This is a genomic window from Pedobacter nyackensis, assembly GCF_032678475.1.
Classification (GTDB): Bacteria; Bacteroidota; Bacteroidia; order Sphingobacteriales; family Sphingobacteriaceae; genus Pedobacter; species Pedobacter nyackensis_A.
Map to the genome: position 1 here is coordinate 29,067 of NZ_JAVTSF010000001.1, position 19,504 is coordinate 48,570.

12 protein-coding genes are annotated in these 19,504 nt (G+C 40.1%); 7 read left to right on the forward strand and 5 right to left on the reverse strand.

The features are described 5' to 3' along the window. Positions 1 to 38: 38 nt before the first annotated feature. The 4 genes from R2Q84_RS00155 to R2Q84_RS00170 all read right to left on the reverse strand — a co-directional run bounded on the left by R2Q84_RS00155 (position 39) and on the right by R2Q84_RS00170 (position 7,322). Positions 39 to 1,817: a RagB/SusD family nutrient uptake outer membrane protein gene (locus R2Q84_RS00155; RefSeq protein WP_316814485.1), complete on the reverse strand. Its 1,779-nt coding sequence runs from the start codon at positions 1,815 to 1,817 to the stop codon at positions 39 to 41. A gap of 18 nt (positions 1,818 to 1,835) precedes the next feature. Continuing rightward, positions 1,836 to 5,249 (reverse strand): TonB-dependent receptor, encoded by a 3,414-nt coding sequence (locus R2Q84_RS00160; RefSeq protein WP_316814486.1) that lies wholly within the window; start codon positions 5,247 to 5,249, stop codon positions 1,836 to 1,838. Between the two features lie 211 nt (positions 5,250 to 5,460). Further along, complete coding sequence (locus tag R2Q84_RS00165; protein WP_316814487.1) at positions 5,461 to 6,597, reverse strand: FecR family protein; 1,137 nt, start codon at positions 6,595 to 6,597, stop codon at positions 5,461 to 5,463. Positions 6,598 to 6,746: 149 nt separating this feature from the next. Further along, positions 6,747 to 7,322: an RNA polymerase sigma factor gene (locus R2Q84_RS00170; protein WP_316814488.1), complete on the reverse strand. Its 576-nt coding sequence runs from the start codon at positions 7,320 to 7,322 to the stop codon at positions 6,747 to 6,749. 189 nt (positions 7,323 to 7,511) lie between these two features. Here R2Q84_RS00170 and R2Q84_RS00175 point away from each other — a divergent pair, with 189 nt between their 5' ends. Beyond that, entirely contained in the window at positions 7,512 to 8,918 is a 1,407-nt protein-coding gene (locus R2Q84_RS00175; RefSeq protein ID WP_316814489.1) for a phage tail sheath family protein, read from the forward strand. Positions 8,919 to 9,036: 118 nt separating this feature from the next. Here the strand turns inward: R2Q84_RS00175 and ccsA are convergent, their stop codons facing one another. Continuing rightward, on the reverse strand, positions 9,037 to 12,306 hold the full coding sequence (gene ccsA / locus R2Q84_RS00180) for a cytochrome c biogenesis protein CcsA (protein WP_316814490.1): 3,270 nt from the start codon (positions 12,304 to 12,306) through the stop codon (positions 9,037 to 9,039). Positions 12,307 to 12,524: 218 nt separating this feature from the next. Between ccsA and R2Q84_RS00185 the strand changes: the two genes are divergently transcribed. The 6 genes from R2Q84_RS00185 (at position 12,525) to R2Q84_RS00210 (ending at position 19,492) form a co-directional block, all read left to right on the forward strand. Continuing rightward, positions 12,525 to 13,082, forward strand: a complete 558-nt coding sequence (locus tag R2Q84_RS00185; RefSeq protein ID WP_316814491.1) for a GNAT family protein — start codon at positions 12,525 to 12,527, stop codon at positions 13,080 to 13,082. Positions 13,083 to 13,091: 9 nt separating this feature from the next. Continuing rightward, the gene (locus R2Q84_RS00190; protein ID WP_316814492.1) at positions 13,092 to 13,382 is read left to right on the forward strand and encodes a hypothetical protein; all 291 of its coding nucleotides are present in this window, start codon (positions 13,092 to 13,094) and stop codon (positions 13,380 to 13,382) included. 28 nt (positions 13,383 to 13,410) lie between these two features. Further along, positions 13,411 to 13,803 carry a DUF1801 domain-containing protein gene (locus R2Q84_RS00195; protein ID WP_316814493.1) on the forward strand — a complete coding sequence of 131 codons (393 nt, stop codon included), beginning with the start codon at positions 13,411 to 13,413 and terminating at the stop codon, positions 13,801 to 13,803. A gap of 159 nt (positions 13,804 to 13,962) precedes the next feature. Then, complete coding sequence (locus tag R2Q84_RS00200; protein WP_316814494.1) at positions 13,963 to 14,526, forward strand: RNA polymerase sigma-70 factor; 564 nt, start codon at positions 13,963 to 13,965, stop codon at positions 14,524 to 14,526. A 77-nt stretch (positions 14,527 to 14,603) separates the two neighbouring features. Then, entirely contained in the window at positions 14,604 to 15,767 is a 1,164-nt protein-coding gene (locus R2Q84_RS00205; protein ID WP_316814495.1) for a FecR family protein, read from the forward strand. Between the two features lie 302 nt (positions 15,768 to 16,069). Next, entirely contained in the window at positions 16,070 to 19,492 is a 3,423-nt protein-coding gene (locus R2Q84_RS00210) for a TonB-dependent receptor (protein WP_316814496.1), read from the forward strand. Positions 19,493 to 19,504: the final 12 nt, after the last annotated feature.

Genomic DNA, 19,504 nt, shown 5'->3' on the forward strand with positions numbered 1-19,504 from the left:
GTGGTTAGGTAAGCCTTACCTAACCACATTTATTAGGATTACCAGCCTGGGTTTGGAGCCAGTTTTGGATTTAGTGTAATTTCATTTGTTGGGATACTTTCCAAATAATCACGGTTGGTTTTAAAGCCATATCCATTGGGCAATTGGGTTTGATAGGGGTCAAGAAAACCATCAGCATCAGTTTTATAGTTTATTTTTTTTCCTACCCATTCCGCCGCATCGTAAGGATAGCCTTTTGGCCTTTTATTTAACAAGAGCTTATGTGCACGCCACCTCATTAAATCTGTATAACGAAAGCCTTCGGCACCTAACTCTACAGTCCGTTCCCGGCGGATCTCCTGTAACTCGTCGGATATAGCGTACCCATAATCGGCGTAGGTATTACGTGATGGATCGGGTTGTACGGCGAAACCTGGCATGCCAACACGGTTACGAAGTAGATTTATAGATTTTCCATAGTCAACAGGTTCACCCAATTCATATTTAGCCTCTGCATAATTCAATAAGGCCTCCGAATAACGAAATACGATAGCGCCGGTTGTGCTGTTGGTGTTCCATGAAACGCCGCTTCCTGCTTGTGGATCTTTAGGATCATTGCCTTTTCTGATTTGAAAACCAGTATTGTTTAAAGTTTCACCAGATTGATCAAGGAAAGGCTTGCTGAATACACCTTTCCCAAATCCGTTATCCCACATCACAGCATTTGGCGTCCAGATGGTCTGCGCCAGTCGTGGATCACATTCCTGGCCTATTTTAGTTAAATATGCACTGCCCTTCACTGTCTTGCCGATATTTATAAAGTCGTAGGGGCTACCTGATTTTGATAGATAATGCTGCACCTGCTGAAGCGTAAGCATATTTCCTGCAGTGCGGTCAGATACATAGATTTGAAAAGAATGCCCCAGCTGCAAACCAACGTCATATTTTTTCCAGAGCAAAACTTCTTTGTTATTAGATTGATCGGTCAGAGAAAACAACTTGCAATAATCATCATTTGGCGCACCATTGGAATAGATACCAGTGCTGTATTGCGACTTCATTAATTCTTCTGCAGCATCTACTGCAGCCCTGAAATACTTATTTGGATCGGCTCCTGTAGTTCCGAAAACTGTTCCCATATGGTATTTTTGCCATGAACCTTCAAATAAAGCAACGCGGGATTTGAACAATAATGCAGCTTCTTTACTCAAACGGTTATTGCCTCCAACTGCTGATTTTATTGGATTTAAATATTCAATGGCCTTATCCAGATTCAACAAGATAGAGTCAACTACCACTGTTCTTGAATCGCGCCCTTTGTATAATTCCTCGGAGTTTGTTTTCAACGGATCGCCGAACCAGGGTACATCACCATACGCAACAACTTTTTCAAAATAGAACCATGCTTTAAAAAAATGGGCTTCGCCTAAATAATGTTTATAGGTACTAAAAGGCTCTTTACAGTTTTTGTAGTTCGCAAAAAACACGTTTACACTTTGAATATCTGACCACCACCAGGTAGCCGGTGTTGTTGTGGATGAAGCAGAAGTTGATACGGAACGTGAGCCGTTCCAGGTAGTACTTGGTACAGCGATGATCTGGGTGTCTGAACCACGGGTACCGTCCCATCCGATAAGGCCGGTATAGCTTCCTACAACGCCAAAAGATGGAAAACGGGCATAAAACTGAAGTACATATTTCTCCAGGTCACTGGCTGTTTTCCAGTAGGCATCATTCGACACATTGATTAAAGGTTCTCTGTCCAGATAATCTTTTTTACATGAACCAAGCAAGATCACACATAGCAATCCAACTTGCAAGAGTATATTTTTTTTCATTTCCTGTCTGGTTTATAATTAAAACGAAATATTCAGGCCCATTGCCCAAATGGCTTGTGAGAATATGGACTTCCCATTACCAAATTCACCCACGTTTGCGGTTTCGGGATCAAAGCCCACCGGAATCTTGCTCGATGTCCAGATATTCTCTCCTGAAAAATACAACCTTGCCCTGCTTAGGCCTATCTTGTTGATGACAGTTTTAGGCAAAGTATATCCAACCTGAAGGTTTTTTAGCCTTATATATGCACCATTCTGTAAATAACGGGTTTGAAACTGTTGGTTCTTGACATATGTAGCTGCAGTGCTATAGGGGCGTGGAAAATAGGCATCAGTATTTGGTCCTAAACCTGAATACTTACTCTCTTCCGCATCACGATAATAATCCAGATGATTTGGGAATAAGGAGGTTTGATTCCAGTTGTTGAATCCCCAGAACAGGTTCCCGCTTAACCATAGGTCGCGTTTTGCAGTACCCTGAAGGAAAACGGATATATCCAGGTTCTTGTAGTTTGCAGATAGGTTTAATCCGAACTGATATCGGGGAGTATTGTTTCCGATTACTTTAAGATCTCCGAAGTCATTAACAGTATTTTTTCCGTTATTAATGAAGCCGTCATTGTTCAGGTCTTTATATTCCACATCACCCGTACGCCATACCTGGGCATTGATAAAACTCTGCATTTTGCTTGAATTGATAAAATCTGCCCGTTCCTGCGTTTGGATTAGCCCGACAGTTTCATAACCCCATATTTCACCTACAGTTTTTCCTGAATAATCTGTAGTTAATATACCAGTTGGATTATTGTATTTGGTCACAACACTGGTATAGTCAAAGAGCATTCCTGTTACACTGTAATTAAAATCATCGCCAATCTTATCCCTCCAGGTCAGTGAGGCATCCCAGCCCCGGGTACGCAGTTCAGAATTGTTTTCTCTTGGGACGGTAGCTCCAAGAACAGCGGGTAGGGCCTGCGCTGGTCCAAGACGGTCAAATGTTAACCGCTGATAATAATCAAAAGTAAGCTGTAATTTGTTATTGAAAATAGCCATATCAATTCCAAAATCTACAGTTTTTGAAGATTCCCAGGTTAGGTCCGGGTTGATCAGGTTAGGTGCAGTAGTATAGGCTGGACGTTTAGAATTGAGAATCCAGGCTAAGTTTGTTTGCACGCCAAGCAGTGCCAGGTCCTGGTACGCAGCAACATCCTGGTTACCTAAACTGCCCCATGAGCCTCTTAATTTCAAGGTATTTATATGTTTTGAAATGCTGGCCCAGAATTTCTCGTTCGATACATTCCATCCAACAGAAAAAGAAGGGAACCAACCCCAGCGATGATGTTTTGCAAATTTAGAGGTACCGTCATACCGGGTGTTTACTTCAAGCAGATACTTGTCCTGATAATTGTAATTAAACCTTAGGAAATAACCTTTGGTTGCCCAATGGGTAAGCGTATCAATAACCTGCATTTCTCCCGTAGCCGTGGTTATAGACGGTACTCCAGGGGTGATCAATTCACGTTTAAGTCCCCTCATGTAATCATAATGATTGGATTCCTGCTGGTAACCTCCTAAAAAAGCAAAATGGTGCTGCTCCGCTACATCAAATTTGTAAGAAGAGAACACATTAAGGGACTTGTAGGTTGCATTTGATTTAGATTTTGTGATGTAGGAGGGAACAGTGGAGGCAATTGGTGTGAGAATTCCATCAACCTGATCTTCATAAGCTGTAAGATTTTCTCCTACAAACTGTCTGAATGGAAGGGAAACAGAATAATCTGCATTTATTGACCAGCCTTTTACCGGGGTGATTTCTGTTGCCAGCCTTTGTAAAAGCTCCCGCTTCGTGGTTTTTTCGTTACCTGTTCGCATCAAAGGCACTCGTGATAAAGCCGAATATTGCCCATTAGGGGATTTTAAATATTGGTTAGGGTGGGTACGTAATATATGATGGATCACCATGCCATAATTACCTTCGCCATTGTATACCGGATTTATCCTTTTTTCTTCTGTAATGCGGGTATTTGAAGTTAACTTCCACCAACTGTTCAGATTTAAGTCGATTTTGGAGTTTAGGTTAATGCGGTTATAGTTATCCTCCGCCATTTTTAAGATACCTTTTTCATAAGCATGTCCTGCCGAGATGAAATAGGCCGCATCCTTTCCACCACCTTTTACAGAAATGTTTTCCTGATTCCGGCGCCCGTTCCCAAAATGAATATCAACCCAGTCATTATTGCCGTTTGAAAGCTGGTAAGTGGCCCATTTAGTAGGGTTGCTTGGATCCGGAACAGTTTCTGGTAAGCTGGGATCGTTTTGTCTGGCAATAATCCTGTCTATTGTTCCTTCCGAAAACAACCGCGCCACCCCCTGGTTGTCATGAAATTCATTCATCGCTTTTACAAAGGTGTAGGAATCAACCATTTTTGGTTTATTGATGATCGATGTAATGCTGGAATTAGCTGAAGCTTCCACCTGAATTTTTTGATTCTGTTTTCCGGATTTGGTCGTTATAATTAGGACGCCGTATGGTGCCCGCGCACCATAAATTGCTGATGCAGCAGCATCTTTCAGCACGGATATATTGTCTATATCATTTGGGTCAACAGTATTGATATCGCCGGCCGTTCCGTCGATGATAACATATGGTTTTCCCTGTCCCCGTATTTGCATATTCGGACTTGAGCCGGGCTCAAATCCTCCGTTACCATAACTGAAGTTAACCCCCGATACTGTGCCCTGCAAAGCCTGCGTAACATTATTGGTTGGCCTGTTTTGAAGTTTTGAACCATCTACGACCTGCACCGATCCGGTAAGGTTTGATTTCCGCTGGGTACCGTAACCGACTACAACAACCTGATTAAGACCGGTAATATCCTGTTCCAGTTTCAGTTTCAAATAATCCTGGTTCTTTACAGCGACCAGCAATGTTTTATAGCCTATATAGCTAACCTCAATAATAGCGTTCTCTGCTACACCCTCTATAGAAAACTCACCTTTTTCGTTAGTGGTGGTAACTTTATTGGTTCCTTTTACCTTAACAGAAGCACTCGGGACGGCTTTACCGGTTTCATCCGTAACCTGCCCCTTAATATTGATATCCTTAAATTTCTCAATTGAAGTCTGAGTGACAAGTGTAGGCTTACGGATCAGTATGATCGACTTCTTCTTAATTTCGAAAGTCAGATTTTGATCTTTGAGGATAGCTTTCAAGGCTTCTGTTAGTGGTACTGCATGGAGATTAACATTTACAGTTGCTTTTTTTGTTACAATCTCCGATTTGTAAAGTACAATATATCCTGTTTGCTTCCTTATCTGGTCAAATGCTTGCCGTAAACTTATGTTATTTTCTTTAAGTGTTACCAGTTGAGCGGAAGTGGATGCACTCACTTGTATCAGAAAAGTAGTCATAATGACGATAATTAGCTTCATAATACGCAACATTGAACAATATAGGATATATGGAAAATTGCACCTTATTAGATGAATAAATTTCATAAATTTGTTTGTTTTGGTTGATTTGTGTAGGCCTGATGGTCGTCGAAAATTCTCAGGTATACACGTTATTAAACAGTTAAATCCTAAATAGGATAATGGATCAGAACATTCAGTCAGGTCTCGGCTCCACCCGGGATCTGATTATTTACTTCATCACGAATATCCTCCTTCCTTCAATCTTAAAGTGAATGTTTGTTGTTGATTCCAGCATCTCAAGAACAACAGATACGTTGTTGTAGCGGGATATCCCTCCACCAAGTAGCTGGTCTTTGTCTACTCCATCAGCATATACTACATCTACGTCGTACCATCTGGAAATCCTTCTCATTATACTCGCCAGTGTTTCGTCCTGAAAAAGAAAAATGCCTTCTTTCCACGATATCTCATCTTCGGCATTTACATTTTTAATACTTATGCCACGATCGGTTGAGCTTGATTGTTGGTTTGGATTAAGCACACTTACATGCTGATTATTAGACACTTTTACACTTCCTTCCACTAAAGTTGTTTTTGTATCTGGCTCATCTGCATAGCAATTGATGTTAAAATGGGTGCCTAAAACTTCTACCTGTTGATGATCGGTTTTAACAATAAATGGATGTGCTTTGTCCTTCGCTATTTCAAAATAACCCTCACCACTAAGTCGGACAATTCTTTTACCATTCTCTACCAGGGAGGTACTATAGGTAAGACTCGAAGCAGCATTTAAGTAAACCAACGATCCATCTGGCAAACGCACCTGATAGGTTTCTCCTTTCGCAGTAGATAAAGTGTTAATTTTATTGGGATGAGCATCTGAGCCCTTAATTTCATAAACCAATTTTCCGTCGGAGGATTTACTGATAGTTACGCCTGCTTCTTTTGCCAATTCGCCGTTTACTGCGTCGGACAATTTTATCTTTTTACCATTGGCAAGTGTTAGCGTAGCGCCAACATTTCCGGGAATAACATCCTGTACCGTTAAGTTAGTACCATTTGTACCTGTTTTGCTCTTATAGTTAAAGAAGTAAACACCGAGCGCAATAAAGGCAATTGCCGCCGCCATACCCGCAACACGAAACCACAATTGATTTAAACGTTGTTTTGCAGGTTTAGCGTCGTGTTGTTGCTCGATCACCGCCCACATTTTGTCACTTACTTCCTGCAATTTCTCGTCAGAGTGGTTAAGCACCTTGTTTTGATTAAGCTGAAAAAGCCAAAGCTTTGCAGCCTGCTCTTCTTTAGGACCGAATTTCCCCGTATCAACTTTCTCTAAAATATCTTGTATATTTTTCTTTGCCATATCAGTAAAGAGCTATTATTTCTTTTCAACTGATACTAAGGCGTAGAACGTCCTTTAAAAAATTACTCCGTATGAAGATATTTTTGACAATAAGCGAATATTTTCGTTAACTAATTGATAATTAGAGACAATAAAATTTATACTGATCACTAATTCAGAATGAATAATACATAAAACACTAATCCAAGCTTATTTTTAAGATGTTTTAGACTACGTTGTAAATGCACATTTACAGTATGTTCGGAAATATTCAGTTGTTCAGCAATTTGTGTTGTATCAAGACGTTGTTTATGTTTCAATTCATAAACTTCACGCATACGGGAGGGCATTGTCGCAATTTCCCTGTCTATCATATTTTTGATATCTCTTTCACGAATCAGATAGTCGGTTTCATTGCTGTCTACGTCAATAAAATAATCACCTTTGTCAATATATTTTCGGATGGTTTTTTGATGACGAAAAATATCGAAGACTTTATTCAGTACGGATTTGTACAAGTAACTCGAAAGGGAGGTCTTGAGCAAAATTTTATCTCTGTTATTTAGCATCCAAACAAATACATCCTGTACAACATCCATCGCCTCATTCTCTTCCTCCAGTTTCTTTGCAGCAAAAATATAAAGTAACTTGTTGTACCGGGTGTAGATTTCCTTAAACGCAGTATCATCTCCCGACCGAAATTGTTCGACCAGTTCTGAATCGCTGTATTTATTGTAGCCCGACATTGTTTTCTATGCCAATAAATTTATGAAATAATCGCAATGATAAATAATATTTAGCATATGTGAATACATCTCCATATTAACCTTTTGTAATCATAATACATTATTGTAAAATGGTCAATTAGTTATTCAAAATAATGATCGTTATATTGTATCTATCATTTGTCCTTTAAAACTTAAATAACATTCGTTATGCCAGACTATAAAACTCCGGGGGTTTATATTGAGGAAATTCCACATGTTCCCGCATCAATTGCATCTGTAGAAACAGCTATTCCTGCATTTATTGGTTATACCGAAAAAGCACAATGGAAAGAAAATGATGACCTGAAAAATGTACCATTGAAGATCACATCGATGCTGCAGTACGAACAGTATTTTGGCCATCCTGATCCGGAAAAGAAAAGTCTGTCTGTCGTTTATGAACCCGGTGCTGAGGTAAAGGCCATTGTAGATGAAACAAAAAGGTCTAAATTTTTAATGCATTACTCCTTACAAATGTATTTTGCAAATGGGGGCAGGGCTTGCTGGATCACCTCCGTGGGAAATTATTTGACCAGAGATGGTCGTGTTGAAGTCCAGGATCTTAAAGATGGTTTGACTGAAGTAGCTAAAGTAAATGAAGTGACACTTTTGGTCTTTCCTGATTCTGTTAATCTTGGCACCAAAGAGGAGTATTATGATGTTCATGTACAAGCTATCCGGCAATGCGCCTTTCTTCGCGATCGTTTTACAGTAATGGACGTATACCATACTGCTGCTAATTTATGGGCTGCCGACATAGCTGACTTGCGAACCTGTATAGACCTTACACCTGAGGCGTTGAAATATGCTGCAGTGTATTTCCCTAAATTATACACTGGAGTTGATTATTATTATAAGCTGGCCGAAGATCCTACTAAAGATAACGATGAACTGATCAACATTGCAGGCATACCAGGTGCTTCGAAACTTTCCGACTTAAATAGAGAAAACAACACACACTACTTAATGGCTAAAAATGCAATAACCAATGTACAAATGTTATTGCCGGTTTCGGCAGCAATAGTGGGAGTGTATGCGCAGGTTGATAGCGCAAATGGGGTGTGGAAAGCTCCTGCCAATATCAACATTGTAAATGTGATACGTCCTGAGTTTTTGATTGCCAGGAACGAACAAGATGACCTTAATATAGATGCTGCGACCGGAAAATCTATAAATGTAATCAGGAGTTTTGCCGGGCGGGGAGCTGCAGTTATTTGGGGTGCACGCACATTAGCTGGTAATGATAGTGAATGGCGTTATATACCCATAAGAAGGTTCTTTAGCATGGTAGAAGAATCGGTTAAAAATGCTACAGAACAATTTGTGTTTGAACCCAACGACCGCAACACCTGGACAAAGCTAAGATCTATGGTCGAGAACTATTTGATCCAGCTATGGAAAGCAGGGGCTTTGATGGGGACTTCACCTCAACAAGCTTTTTTTGTTCGTATTGGACTGGGAGAAACAATGACAGGACTCGACATACAGGAGGGAAGAATGATTGTGGAAATTGGTATGGCCGCAGTTCGTCCTGCAGAATTTATCATTCTAAGGTTTACACATAAAATGCAATAAAACAGGCTGTATCATTAATCCGGTCATCATCCTGAATTTATTTCAGGATGACGAAATGCATAAAAATAGCATAATACAGATCAATGATACAGCCTGTAGACCTGGTACAAATTATTAATTACTTACGGCGAAGTTTATATCTTCGGTAAGAGATGAAGGCCAATACAAAAACCACTCCTACGGTTACATACACCCAGGATGGAATCGGAACCGGATCGCCCTGCGCATAAGAATGTAATCCAGTCAGGTAATAATTCACACCAAAATATGTCATGATAATCGTTGAGAAACTCAACAGCGACAATAAGTTAAATAGATATTTAGTTCTTAAACCAGGAATCAGGCGAACGTGCAAAACGAAGGCATAAACAATTACGGAGATAAATGCCCAGGTTTCTTTCGGGTCCCAGCTCCAGTAACGTCCCCAGCTTTCGTTGGCCCAGATACCGCCCAGGAAAGTACCTACAGTAAGTAAAAACAAACCTACAGTTAAAGACATCTCGTTCACAATCGTTAATTCTGTAATGGAAGATTTTACTTTGGCGCTGATCTTATCGTTATCGATAATGTATAAAACTAAGACTACAGTTCCCATCAGCGCACTTAGTCCGAAGAAACCATAACTGGAAGTGATAATCGCTACGTGAATCATCAGCCAGTAAGATTTAAGCACAGGAACCAATGGCGTAATCTGAGGGTTCATCTGCGATCCGCCATGGGCAAAACCCATTAAAATTACAGCGATTAAACACCCTGCAGCAGGGATAAAAGCATTACTGTTTCTATACATTCCCAAACCTGAAAGTACCCCGATCCAACTGATAAACAGTACAGCTTCGTAACCATTACTCCATGGTTCATGACCAGAAATATACCATCTTGTAGCTAAACCGAATCCCTGAAGAAACGCAGCGATACTAATTAAAATCAAGACAACGGTCACCAGCCTATCCAGCATTTTAGAATTCTTAAACAACTTAAAGAATGCCAGTCCAAGAATTACTGCGCCTAACACAGCATAAGTAATCATCAGATTCAGGAAAATGTTCCATGAGTTATAGCTCAGTTCCCAGAATATCTTTGTGTCGGATGGGATCACGTTTTTTCCGAACTTCAATTGAATGGCTTTGATCTGATCTAAAGCCTCATTTGCAGCAGTCCAACTACCAGTCTGCTGACCTTTTTTAATGGCTTCAATATAGCGGTCAATTGGATTTAATTCACGTGGAAGCCTGGATCCTTCGATTGCCGAAGGCATAGCAATCCAGGTATTGTTTTCATCACCTGCAATAGGAAAGATCCGCAAATACTGACCATTGATCAGTGCCTGCATGGCCTGTAACTTATCATTCAGGTCGATAATTTCTTTATCATAGTTGCTTTGCTCAGCAGGTTTCTTTGCAAAAGCTTTTGAATAGTCGTCATTTAATGCAAACTGGAGGCTTCCATCTTCACCTATCTTTAATAGATTGATCATGGAAGTATAACCGCCTTCATCAGCTTTCACAGCTTTTAATAAAGCTGCACCACCTTTTGCACCAATTTTAATGATTGGAACATTTACCCAAATGAAAGGCGAAGTAGAAACGGAAAGGAAGAATTGATTGGCGTTTAAGCTATGAAAACGATCTTTACGGTGTAGTTTTCTCAGAATTTCTAAAGCCATCGTATTAATAGGTTCAACTCTTCCGTCGATATTCTGCACTGGTAAATGGCCGAATTTATCTGCGTGTGCCAGGTCAATTTTAACAGAAGCAGCAAACTGTACAGGATCCACAGATTTCGCGGACAATAACATTTCCAACTCTGCCTTGCTTGGTTGCTGATGGTTGTGTGCCTGAGCAGGAGCGTGGTTGTGTCCATCATCTGCCGAATGATCGTGTCCATCGCCTGGTGTATGGATATGTCCTTCTTCAGCAGTCATTTGAGTCCCGTCTTTGCCATGCATGTCGATTTTCTGACTAAAGGCTGCACCTAAAGGAAGAAATAAAAATGCCAGTAAAAGTGATTTTGATGTCGCTGATTTAGCTATGGTTCTCAATTGCTCATTGAGCTTAGAAAAATGGGTCCCTTTCCAGAATAAAGTGACGAACATACCAAGAAATAATAAAGCATAACCAATATAAGTAACGTTTGTCCCCATTTCATCGTGATTTACGGAAAGCACTGTTCCTTTTTCATCATTATCAAAACTGGCCTGGAATAAACGGTACCCTGCCTTATCCAGCACATGGTTCATATAAATTTTATAAGGTGTTTCTTGTCCGCCATCCTGAATTAATACATCAGAAGAGTAAGACGATGGACTGCTGCTACCCGGATATTTCTCCATTTTGAAGTCAACCAGCTTAATCGAAAACGGGGTTTTGTAGATTTTGGAACCGTAGGCCATAGAGACTAAAACTCCTCCGATTTCACTTTGATGCTGGAAATTAGTAATTCCCCTTCCTCCATAGAAGGAAACGGTATCTACCGCGTTTGCAGTAGTCACTTCCACTTTAACCAGATCCGGATCATGTTCATTTTTGGTTTTATCTCCCTCAAAATAAACGATATCACCTGAAATTGGCGCTTGCGGAATTACAAAAGCCAAATTGCCGAAAGTATATAAGCTTCTTAAATTAAAAGGTTGTGCCAGGCTATCTGCGGCTATAGGTTTCTTTTCCTGGGTGGCCATAATCATATAATCTCCGGCAAAAGGAGAGGCGATTTGTAAAGCGCCATTCGCATCAGAGATGTTAATGGCTCCGGGCGTTTCCTTATTGTAGCTCACCAGCATGTTTGCGATGAGTTGTACGGTTTCTGAAGGAACATATTTATTTACCCGTTGACCATTCTCCAAAACAACCAAATGTAAAGTCGGTTTACCGGTAGCTGTATGGACCAGGGAATCTTGTGCTCTTGCGTAAAAGTCGATCACCCTTACTTTAACACGTTGGCCATAGTAATCATATTCGGCCTTAAAGTTCTTTTTAAATGGTTTTAAGTAAGTTGGAATTCGGTTAGATATTAAAATTGCGGGCTGATCATCATAAGCTAATGCCTGATCATTTTTCCCGATCTGCATTTTGAAAAAAGTTGCATCAGAAATGATTTCATCAGAAGATTCGCCTTCTCTGATATGCATAGAGCCTTCAAAGCTCACATACCGGGTAATGGTTCCGCCAATGAAAATGACGATAAAAGCAAGGTGAAATACCAATAACGGCCATTTTTTACGTTGTGTAAGCTGATACCTGCCAATATTACCTATAAAATTGAGGACCAGGATCACCATGACCAGTTCGAACCACCAGCAGTTGTAAATCAACGCTTTGGCTACCGCCGTCCCATAGTCGTTTTCAACAAAAGTGGCCATGGCCATTGAGAACGCGTATAACAATAACATAGCACCCATTGTTCGGGTGGAAAATAGAATTTTGCCTAACCTTGTAATCATTCGTTTGTTTTTCTTTTGTATCAGTTTACTTACCTGTAAAAGGAGCTTCCTTATCAATCTCAGCAAAGATGCCCCGGGAGAATTAAAAAACTATGACTTAATAATTTTATGGCAAAAAAAAGACGAATCCCTATATTGGTATTAAATTCACTATTAAGCATGACATAATGATAAAAGTTAATGAAGAAATTACGCTTGAACTCATCTCAGAAAAACATGCTGTTGGGTTGTTTAACGCTTTAAATAACAGCCGTGAACATCTGTCTGCATTTTTACCTTGGGTGGGCCGTATGCAGCATATAGATGATTTTAGAAGTTACGCTTCCGACTGTGAATTACTCTATGAACAAGGAAAAGAAGTCAGCTTTGTAATAATAGCAGAGGGAATTTTGGTTGGACGAATTGGGTTACATCATATTGATGCGCAAAATAATACTGCTTCAATTGGTTATTGGCTAACAAAAAGTGCGCAGGGAAAGGGAATTGTCCTTAAATCCTGTATAGCGATGATCAGTTTTGGCTTTGACAAATTGAATTTACACAGAATTGAGTTGAAAGCAGCAGTTAATAATTACCGGAGTCAAGCCATTCCTAAGCAATTAAAGTTTGTTGAAGAAGGCATTTTAAGAGAAGCTGAATTGGTGAATAATCAATACCTGGATTTGATTTTATACGCGATGTTAAAACACGATTGGAAAGAAGGAAGAACTGAGATTATTATGTAAGTTTGAGATATGATTAATCCAATTGATTTCAAACAGTCGGTAATTGACAGGCAAATTCCCGCTGAATTGCCCTTGTATTTGCAGGCGCTATGGCATGATGGCGCAGGTAACTGGGAAACTGCGCACGATTTAATTGACCAGTTAACAGATCAGCGGTCGGCCCATATTCATGCTTACCTGCACCGTAAGGAGGGCGACATTTGGAACGCAGATTATTGGTATAAAAGGGCAGGGAAGACCAGGCCCCTGGTTTCGTTAGACGAAGAATGGGAAATGCTGGTCAGGGAATATTCCCGATGAATAGGATTCAAAAACTAAACCCGATTTTATGAATAAAGATATACAAGCTTATAATGATGCACAATCAGCTACAGAACGTGAAATTTGTAACGTATTATCAGTAGAAATTAATCGCAGCCTACCTGAAGAGGAAAGCAAAATCTGGCATGCGCACCCGGTTTGGTTTATAAATGGAAACCCTATTGCTGGCTATAGTAAACTTAAAGCCGGGATCCGTTTGATGTTCTGGAGTGGTGCTGATTTTGATGAACAGAACCTACAGTTGGGTACAGGTAAATTTAAGGACGCATCTGTAACCTATACTTCGGTTGAACAGATTAGCACAGATGATCTGGCACGCTGGATTGAAAAGTCGAAGAAAATACAGTGGGACTATAAAAACATAGTGAAAATGAAGGGCGTTCTGCGACGTCTAATTTAGTAGATACACAGCTTCAGATTTACCGATCTTCTTATTCTATTTGAAACAATTGAGATATTTTTGATTTTGATATTTTTGACTATAATTGTAATGGTTATTTTACATTCGTAGAAATGGGGTTTCCTTTGAAGTATGGCCAGTTAAAAAGGGGGGTGAATCATGAAAGATTATAATAGTTACAACGAATCTCAACTATTATCGCTGCTACGTGAAGGTGATCATTTGGCATTTACTGAGATTTACAATCGCTATTGGAAGAAACTATTTACAATTGCAGGTCATAAACTTAAATCCTTCGAAGATGCCGAAGAGGTAGTACAGAATATTTTTGTGACACTCTGGAATAGGAGGGCAGATCTTTATTTAACTTCTACGCTTGGCGCTTACCTGGCTGTATCGGTAAAATACAGAGTGATTAAAATGCTGGATAAGCAACATAATCAGCAAAGGTATTTAGATAGCCTTGGAAGTCAGGCACTGGTTGATGATTCTACTGCAGATTGGCTCAACTTTATGGAACTAAAGCAGCGTTTGGAAAAACTGGTAGCTGATCTGCCCGACAAATGTCAGTTGGTCTATAAAATGAGCAGAGAAAGTGGTATGAGCCAAAAACAGATTGCAGCTGAACTTAACATTTCTGAGAAAACAGTAGAAGCACATTTAGGAAAGGCCACAAAAACGCTTAAGGTAGGTTTAAACAACTTCCTGATGAGCTTACTTTAAAAAAAATGAAATATTTTATTTCCCACTAAGGGATTTGTGTTTTACAGGGGACATCTTATTATAAACCCTTACCCTGGATGAATAAATCTAAAGAGCAACTTGAGTATCAGGAATTGGCAGCTAAATGGCTTGATCGAACGATCACAGCTGATGAAGAGCTTAAGTTTGCCAAATGGTATAACGAAGGACAAGAGGAAGCACTCGAAGTTCCAGCGACTTTTGCAAGCGATGAAGAAACTCATAAATCAAGGATATTCAATAAGGTTCAAAGTCAGATTAATTTAAAAAAGACCATCAGGATCTGGCCGGGATTAGTAGCTGCAAGTCTTTTAATTGGAGCATGTTTAACAGGCTTCTTTTTTTACTGGCAAAATCAAAGTGAGGGGCCTGAGCTGGCAGTAAATGCATTGGAAAACAATGACGTTCTTCCTGGAGGAAACAAGGCTGTTCTTACTCTGGCTAATGGAAAAGTATTGTCTTTATCTGATTTAAAGAATGGACAGCTGGCCCAGCAAATGGGTGTTGTTATTACCAAACGGAAGGATGGTCAACTGGTGTATAAAGCCGTTGCAAATGATAAGAAGGGAAGCAATGTTGGCTATAATATCATAAGTACGCCGCGTGGTGGCCAATACGAGATCAATTTGTCGGACGGGACAAGAGTATGGCTAAACGCAGCCTCTTCGCTTAAGTTCCCTACAACTTTTAGTAAGTCTGACAGAAAAGTAGTGTTAAGTGGGGAAGGTTATTTCCAGGTAGCGAAAGATAAACGCAGGCCATTTAAAGTAGAATCAGATCAGCAAACTGTAACAGTTTATGGTACTCATTTTAACATTAATGCGTACAATGACGATAAAAGCAGGGTGACTACCTTAATTGAAGGAAGTGTGGATGTGAATGGCGTTTTCCTGAAACCAAACCAGCAATCGATCATCACCGACCAGAAAGTAAATGTGGTTTCGGCAGACATAGAGAAAGTTATGGCCTGGAAGAACGGTTACTTTAGATTTGATGAAGCGCCATTGGAAGACATCATGAAAAAAATATCGCGCTGGTATGATGTAGATGTAGAATTTGTAGATCCCGAACTTAAAACGCTTGAGTTTGGTGTGGTGGCCAACCGCTTTGCAAATGTTTCTAAAGTACTGAAAATGCTGGAACTCACACATGAGATTAGTTTTATTGTGAAAGACAGAAAAATCATCGTTATGAATAAACAAAAATCAGGTGCTAAAAAATAACACCACAACCTTAAGCACCTTTTTTAATTAACCAGATATCAAACCAAAAAACTAAAATATGAACAAGAGAGCCCCTTGAATTGCCGGGTGTTAGAATAAGATCAGGAGCATGCGACTGCCCCTGATCAGCGTTCCGATATTCACAAAACAATTGAAATCAATTATTTTCTTACCTATTTCTTAAAGTGCTCAAAGCATTCGACCGCTGGTACTTTTAGAATTAACAGAACAATCAAATGTATAAAAATTATACTAAAAATTTTTGTATGCCTCCGGGCTACGCCTATAAATTCCTTTTGGTCATGAAGTTAACAGTTGTCTTGCTCATCACTACCTTTATGCAGGTCAGTGCTATAGGGTTTGCCCAAAAAATTACCTACCAGAAAAAGAACGCTTCGTTAAAAGAGATATTAAACGAGATCAATAAGCAGACAGGTTACAGCATTGTTTGGTCGGCCAAAAAAGTTAAAAATCTTAAAATGTTAGATGTCGATTTTAAGAACGCCAGTCTTGATGAGGTACTGGAGACCTGTTTAAAAAATCAGGCGCTAACCTATGCCATTGAAGATAACGTACTGGTTATCCGGGCAAAGGAAAAGTCTATATGGGAAAATTTATTCAATGTGATGAACTTTATCGATCTCAAAGGAAAAGTGGTTGATGAAAATGGTTTACCACTTCCGGGGGCAAACGTAAAGGTTAAAGGCGGAACCAATGGTGCGGTAACAGATGCCAGTGGATCATTTACGTTAAAAGGTGTGAGCCAGGGAAACATTATTCAGGTTTCTTTTTTAGGATATGTATCGCAGGAAGTAGAAGTGAAGGGGAACAACAATATTGTTGTCCGACTGGTAGCACTGGAGACTAAGCTGGATGATGTAGTTGTAGTGGCTTATGGAAGTCAGAAGAAAACAAGATTAACCGGCGCTGTGGCACAGATTAGTGGAAAGGACTTACAGGACAGGCCGGTGGCACGGCTAAGTCAGGCCCTTCAAGGTCAGGTTGCCAACCTGAATATCACTCAGGGTACAATGGGAGGAGCTCCGAATTCCACTCAAAGTTTAAATATTCGTGGTTATACGGGCTTTAATACTGCGGGTGGTCCTTTAATTGTAGTAGATGGAATTCAGGGTGGTGACATCAATAGTATCAATCCTGATGATGTAGAGAGTATCAGCGTATTGAAAGATGCTGCTTCTGCTGCAATTTATGGGTCAAGCGCGCCTTATGGGGTGATTTTAATCGTGACAAAGAAAGGTAGCAAGGATAAAGCACCAACCATCTCCTATAACAACAACATTTCGATGGGAGAGATCATTAATTTACCGGAAATGGTAAATTCTCTTGATTTTGCCAACATATATAATGAAGCCTTTATAAATGCACAAAGAGCGCCTTTTTACAGCGAAGCTACTATTCAGAGGATTAAGGACTATCAATCTGGCGTACTGACTACCGAAACGATTAAGAATCCAGATCCGGCAAGAAATGAGTACTTGTCGTGGAATTCAGGAAATGCCAATAACGACTGGTTTAAAGTTTATTATAAAGACCGCGCATACAGCCAGCAACATAATATGAGTGTAGCCGGAGGTTCGGCATCCTCTTCTTATTTTATCGGGGCAGGTTACAATGGCAGAGCTGGAATGTACAATTATGGAGATGATAAATACAAGCGTTATAACCTTAGGGCCAATTTGAGTTCTGACGTAACCCCTTGGCTTACATTTAATTTAAGAGGAACGTTTTCCCGCCAGTTATTTAACTCACCTAATCTTTATGCCGGACAAACCGGTGGAGGTGATCAGGCTTACATGCACCAGATTGCGCGTAAATTCCCTACTGTTGCTGTGCGAAACCCTGATGGCCGTTTCTCTAATGAAAGCAATATTTTACTTCATGAAGAAGGAGGAAGGAATGATCAGACTACAGATCAGGGTTTATTAAGCGGTGAACTTAATTTTAAATTGGCTAAAGGATGGACAGCATCGGCTAACTATACTTTTGATGCCCGCTATTATGACCAGACATCCCACCTAAAAACTTTATTTACTTTCTTGCCAGACGGTTCTCAGGCAACTATTGGTGGCACAACACCAAATTCATTTGGACGGTACAATGAAAGAACTCAGCATGAAGTTGTGAATGTTTTCTCCCAATATGAAAAACAACTGGACGACCACTATTTTAGTATACTTGGTGGTTATGTAAGTGACTATCTTGGTTTCCAGTCTTATTCTGCAAGTAACAGCAACCTGTATTCCGACAATATCCCATCACTTTCCACTTCTTATGGAACGACGCCGTCTTTGTCTGATTTGGTTCGGAAAATAAGCTCGCAGGGCGCTTTTGGAAGATTCAATTACAATTACAAGGAAAAATACTTATTGGAACTGAATGCACGATATGATGGAACTTCACGATTTTTAGAAGATGTACGCTGGAAAGTTTACCCGGGCGTATCTGCTGGATGGAATGTGGATAAAGAATCATTTTTTGAACCCGTTAAAAAGTATATCAATAGTTTAAAATTCCGTGGCTCTTACGGAGAACTGGGTGATCAGGTTTTTCTTGATGCAAACGCTCCCAACTATTATCCGTTTTATCCAAATTTAGGTACGGCAAGGGCAACCAGCAACAGTTGGTTATTTGGCGGAGCGCAACAGGCTTCAGTAAGTTTGCCTGGACTGATAAATGAGCAGTTAACCTGGATTACCAGTTCAACTTTGAATCTTGGGGTAGATGCAGCGTTTTTAAACAACAGGTTAAACGGTTCATTTGACTGGTACATTAGAAAAGCTACAGATTTTGCAGGTCCTTCTGCAGCATTGCCTGCCCTTTTGGGAACCAATCCGCCGACAGTGAACAATTCGGCCATTAAAACCAAAGGCTGGGAACTTACACTGTCCTGGAGAGATAAGATTGGTGAAGTTAATTATGGAGTAAAAGCGTTGTTAAGTGATTATACCGGAAAGGTAACCCGTTATCCAAATCCAACAGGTCTTTTAAATACATTCTATGAGGGATTAGACATGAATGAGATCTGGGGCTATTCAACTGTAGGTTTGTTTCAGTCTGCTGAGGAAGTAACAGGCGCACCCTCTCAATCACTGATATCTACCGAACAATGGAAACCAGGTGATGTGCGCTATGCTGATTTGAATGGTGATGGTAAGATTGGGCCGGGAGCATCTACTTTAGCAGATCCGGGTGATCGTAAGGTTATCGGAAACTCAACACCAAGATATAGCTACGGGCTAACTGCTGATGCCAATTGGAATGGTTTTGATATGTTGGTATTCGTACAGGGTGTGGGTAAACGTGATGCAGCAATAGGAGGTAATTATTTCTGGGGAATTGTTGGGGATGAGTGGCAAAGTTCTTTGTTCACAACGCACCTGGACCGTTGGACGCCGGAGACACCTAATGGATATTACCCTAAATTCTACATGGACTCGGAAAACAACAAAAATACCCAGACACAGACCCGCTATCTTCAAAATGCAGCGTACTTAAGGGTTAAGAATGTTCAGTTGGGCTATACCCTTAATAAGAATCTTGTAGATAGGATTAAGTTAGGTAAGGTTCGGTTTTATTTCAGCATAGAAAACCTGGCAACGTTTACCAAATTCACAAAAGCACTGGATCCGGAATTAACGATGTCTAGTGGAAAGGTATATCCTTTACAGAGAAGTTATTCAGCAGGGTTAAATGTTACATTTTAGATGACGAGCAAA

Excerpts from the sequence above, each read along its gene's own strand:
- R2Q84_RS00160 (WP_316814486.1), bottom strand. The coding sequence starts at position 5,249 with ATGAAGCTAATTATCGTCATTATGACTACTTTTCTGATACAAGTGAGT.
- R2Q84_RS00200 (WP_316814494.1), top strand. The coding sequence starts at position 13,963 with ATGAAAGATTATAATAGTTACAACGAATCTCAACTATTATCGCTGCTA.
- R2Q84_RS00170 (WP_316814488.1), bottom strand. The coding sequence starts at position 7,322 with ATGTCGGGCTACAATAAATACAGCGATTCAGAACTGGTCGAACAATTT.
- R2Q84_RS00175 (WP_316814489.1), top strand. The coding sequence starts at position 7,512 with ATGCCAGACTATAAAACTCCGGGGGTTTATATTGAGGAAATTCCACAT.
- R2Q84_RS00155 (WP_316814485.1), bottom strand. The coding sequence starts at position 1,817 with ATGAAAAAAAATATACTCTTGCAAGTTGGATTGCTATGTGTGATCTTG.
- ccsA (WP_316814490.1), bottom strand. The coding sequence starts at position 12,306 with ATGTTATTGTTATACGCGTTCTCAATGGCCATGGCCACTTTTGTTGAA.
- R2Q84_RS00185 (WP_316814491.1), top strand. The coding sequence starts at position 12,525 with ATGATAAAAGTTAATGAAGAAATTACGCTTGAACTCATCTCAGAAAAA.
- R2Q84_RS00190 (WP_316814492.1), top strand. The coding sequence starts at position 13,092 with ATGATTAATCCAATTGATTTCAAACAGTCGGTAATTGACAGGCAAATT.
- R2Q84_RS00165 (WP_316814487.1), bottom strand. The coding sequence starts at position 6,597 with ATGGCAAAGAAAAATATACAAGATATTTTAGAGAAAGTTGATACGGGG.
- R2Q84_RS00205 (WP_316814495.1), top strand. The coding sequence starts at position 14,604 with ATGAATAAATCTAAAGAGCAACTTGAGTATCAGGAATTGGCAGCTAAA.
- R2Q84_RS00195 (WP_316814493.1), top strand. The coding sequence starts at position 13,411 with ATGAATAAAGATATACAAGCTTATAATGATGCACAATCAGCTACAGAA.
- R2Q84_RS00210 (WP_316814496.1), top strand. The coding sequence starts at position 16,070 with ATGAAGTTAACAGTTGTCTTGCTCATCACTACCTTTATGCAGGTCAGT.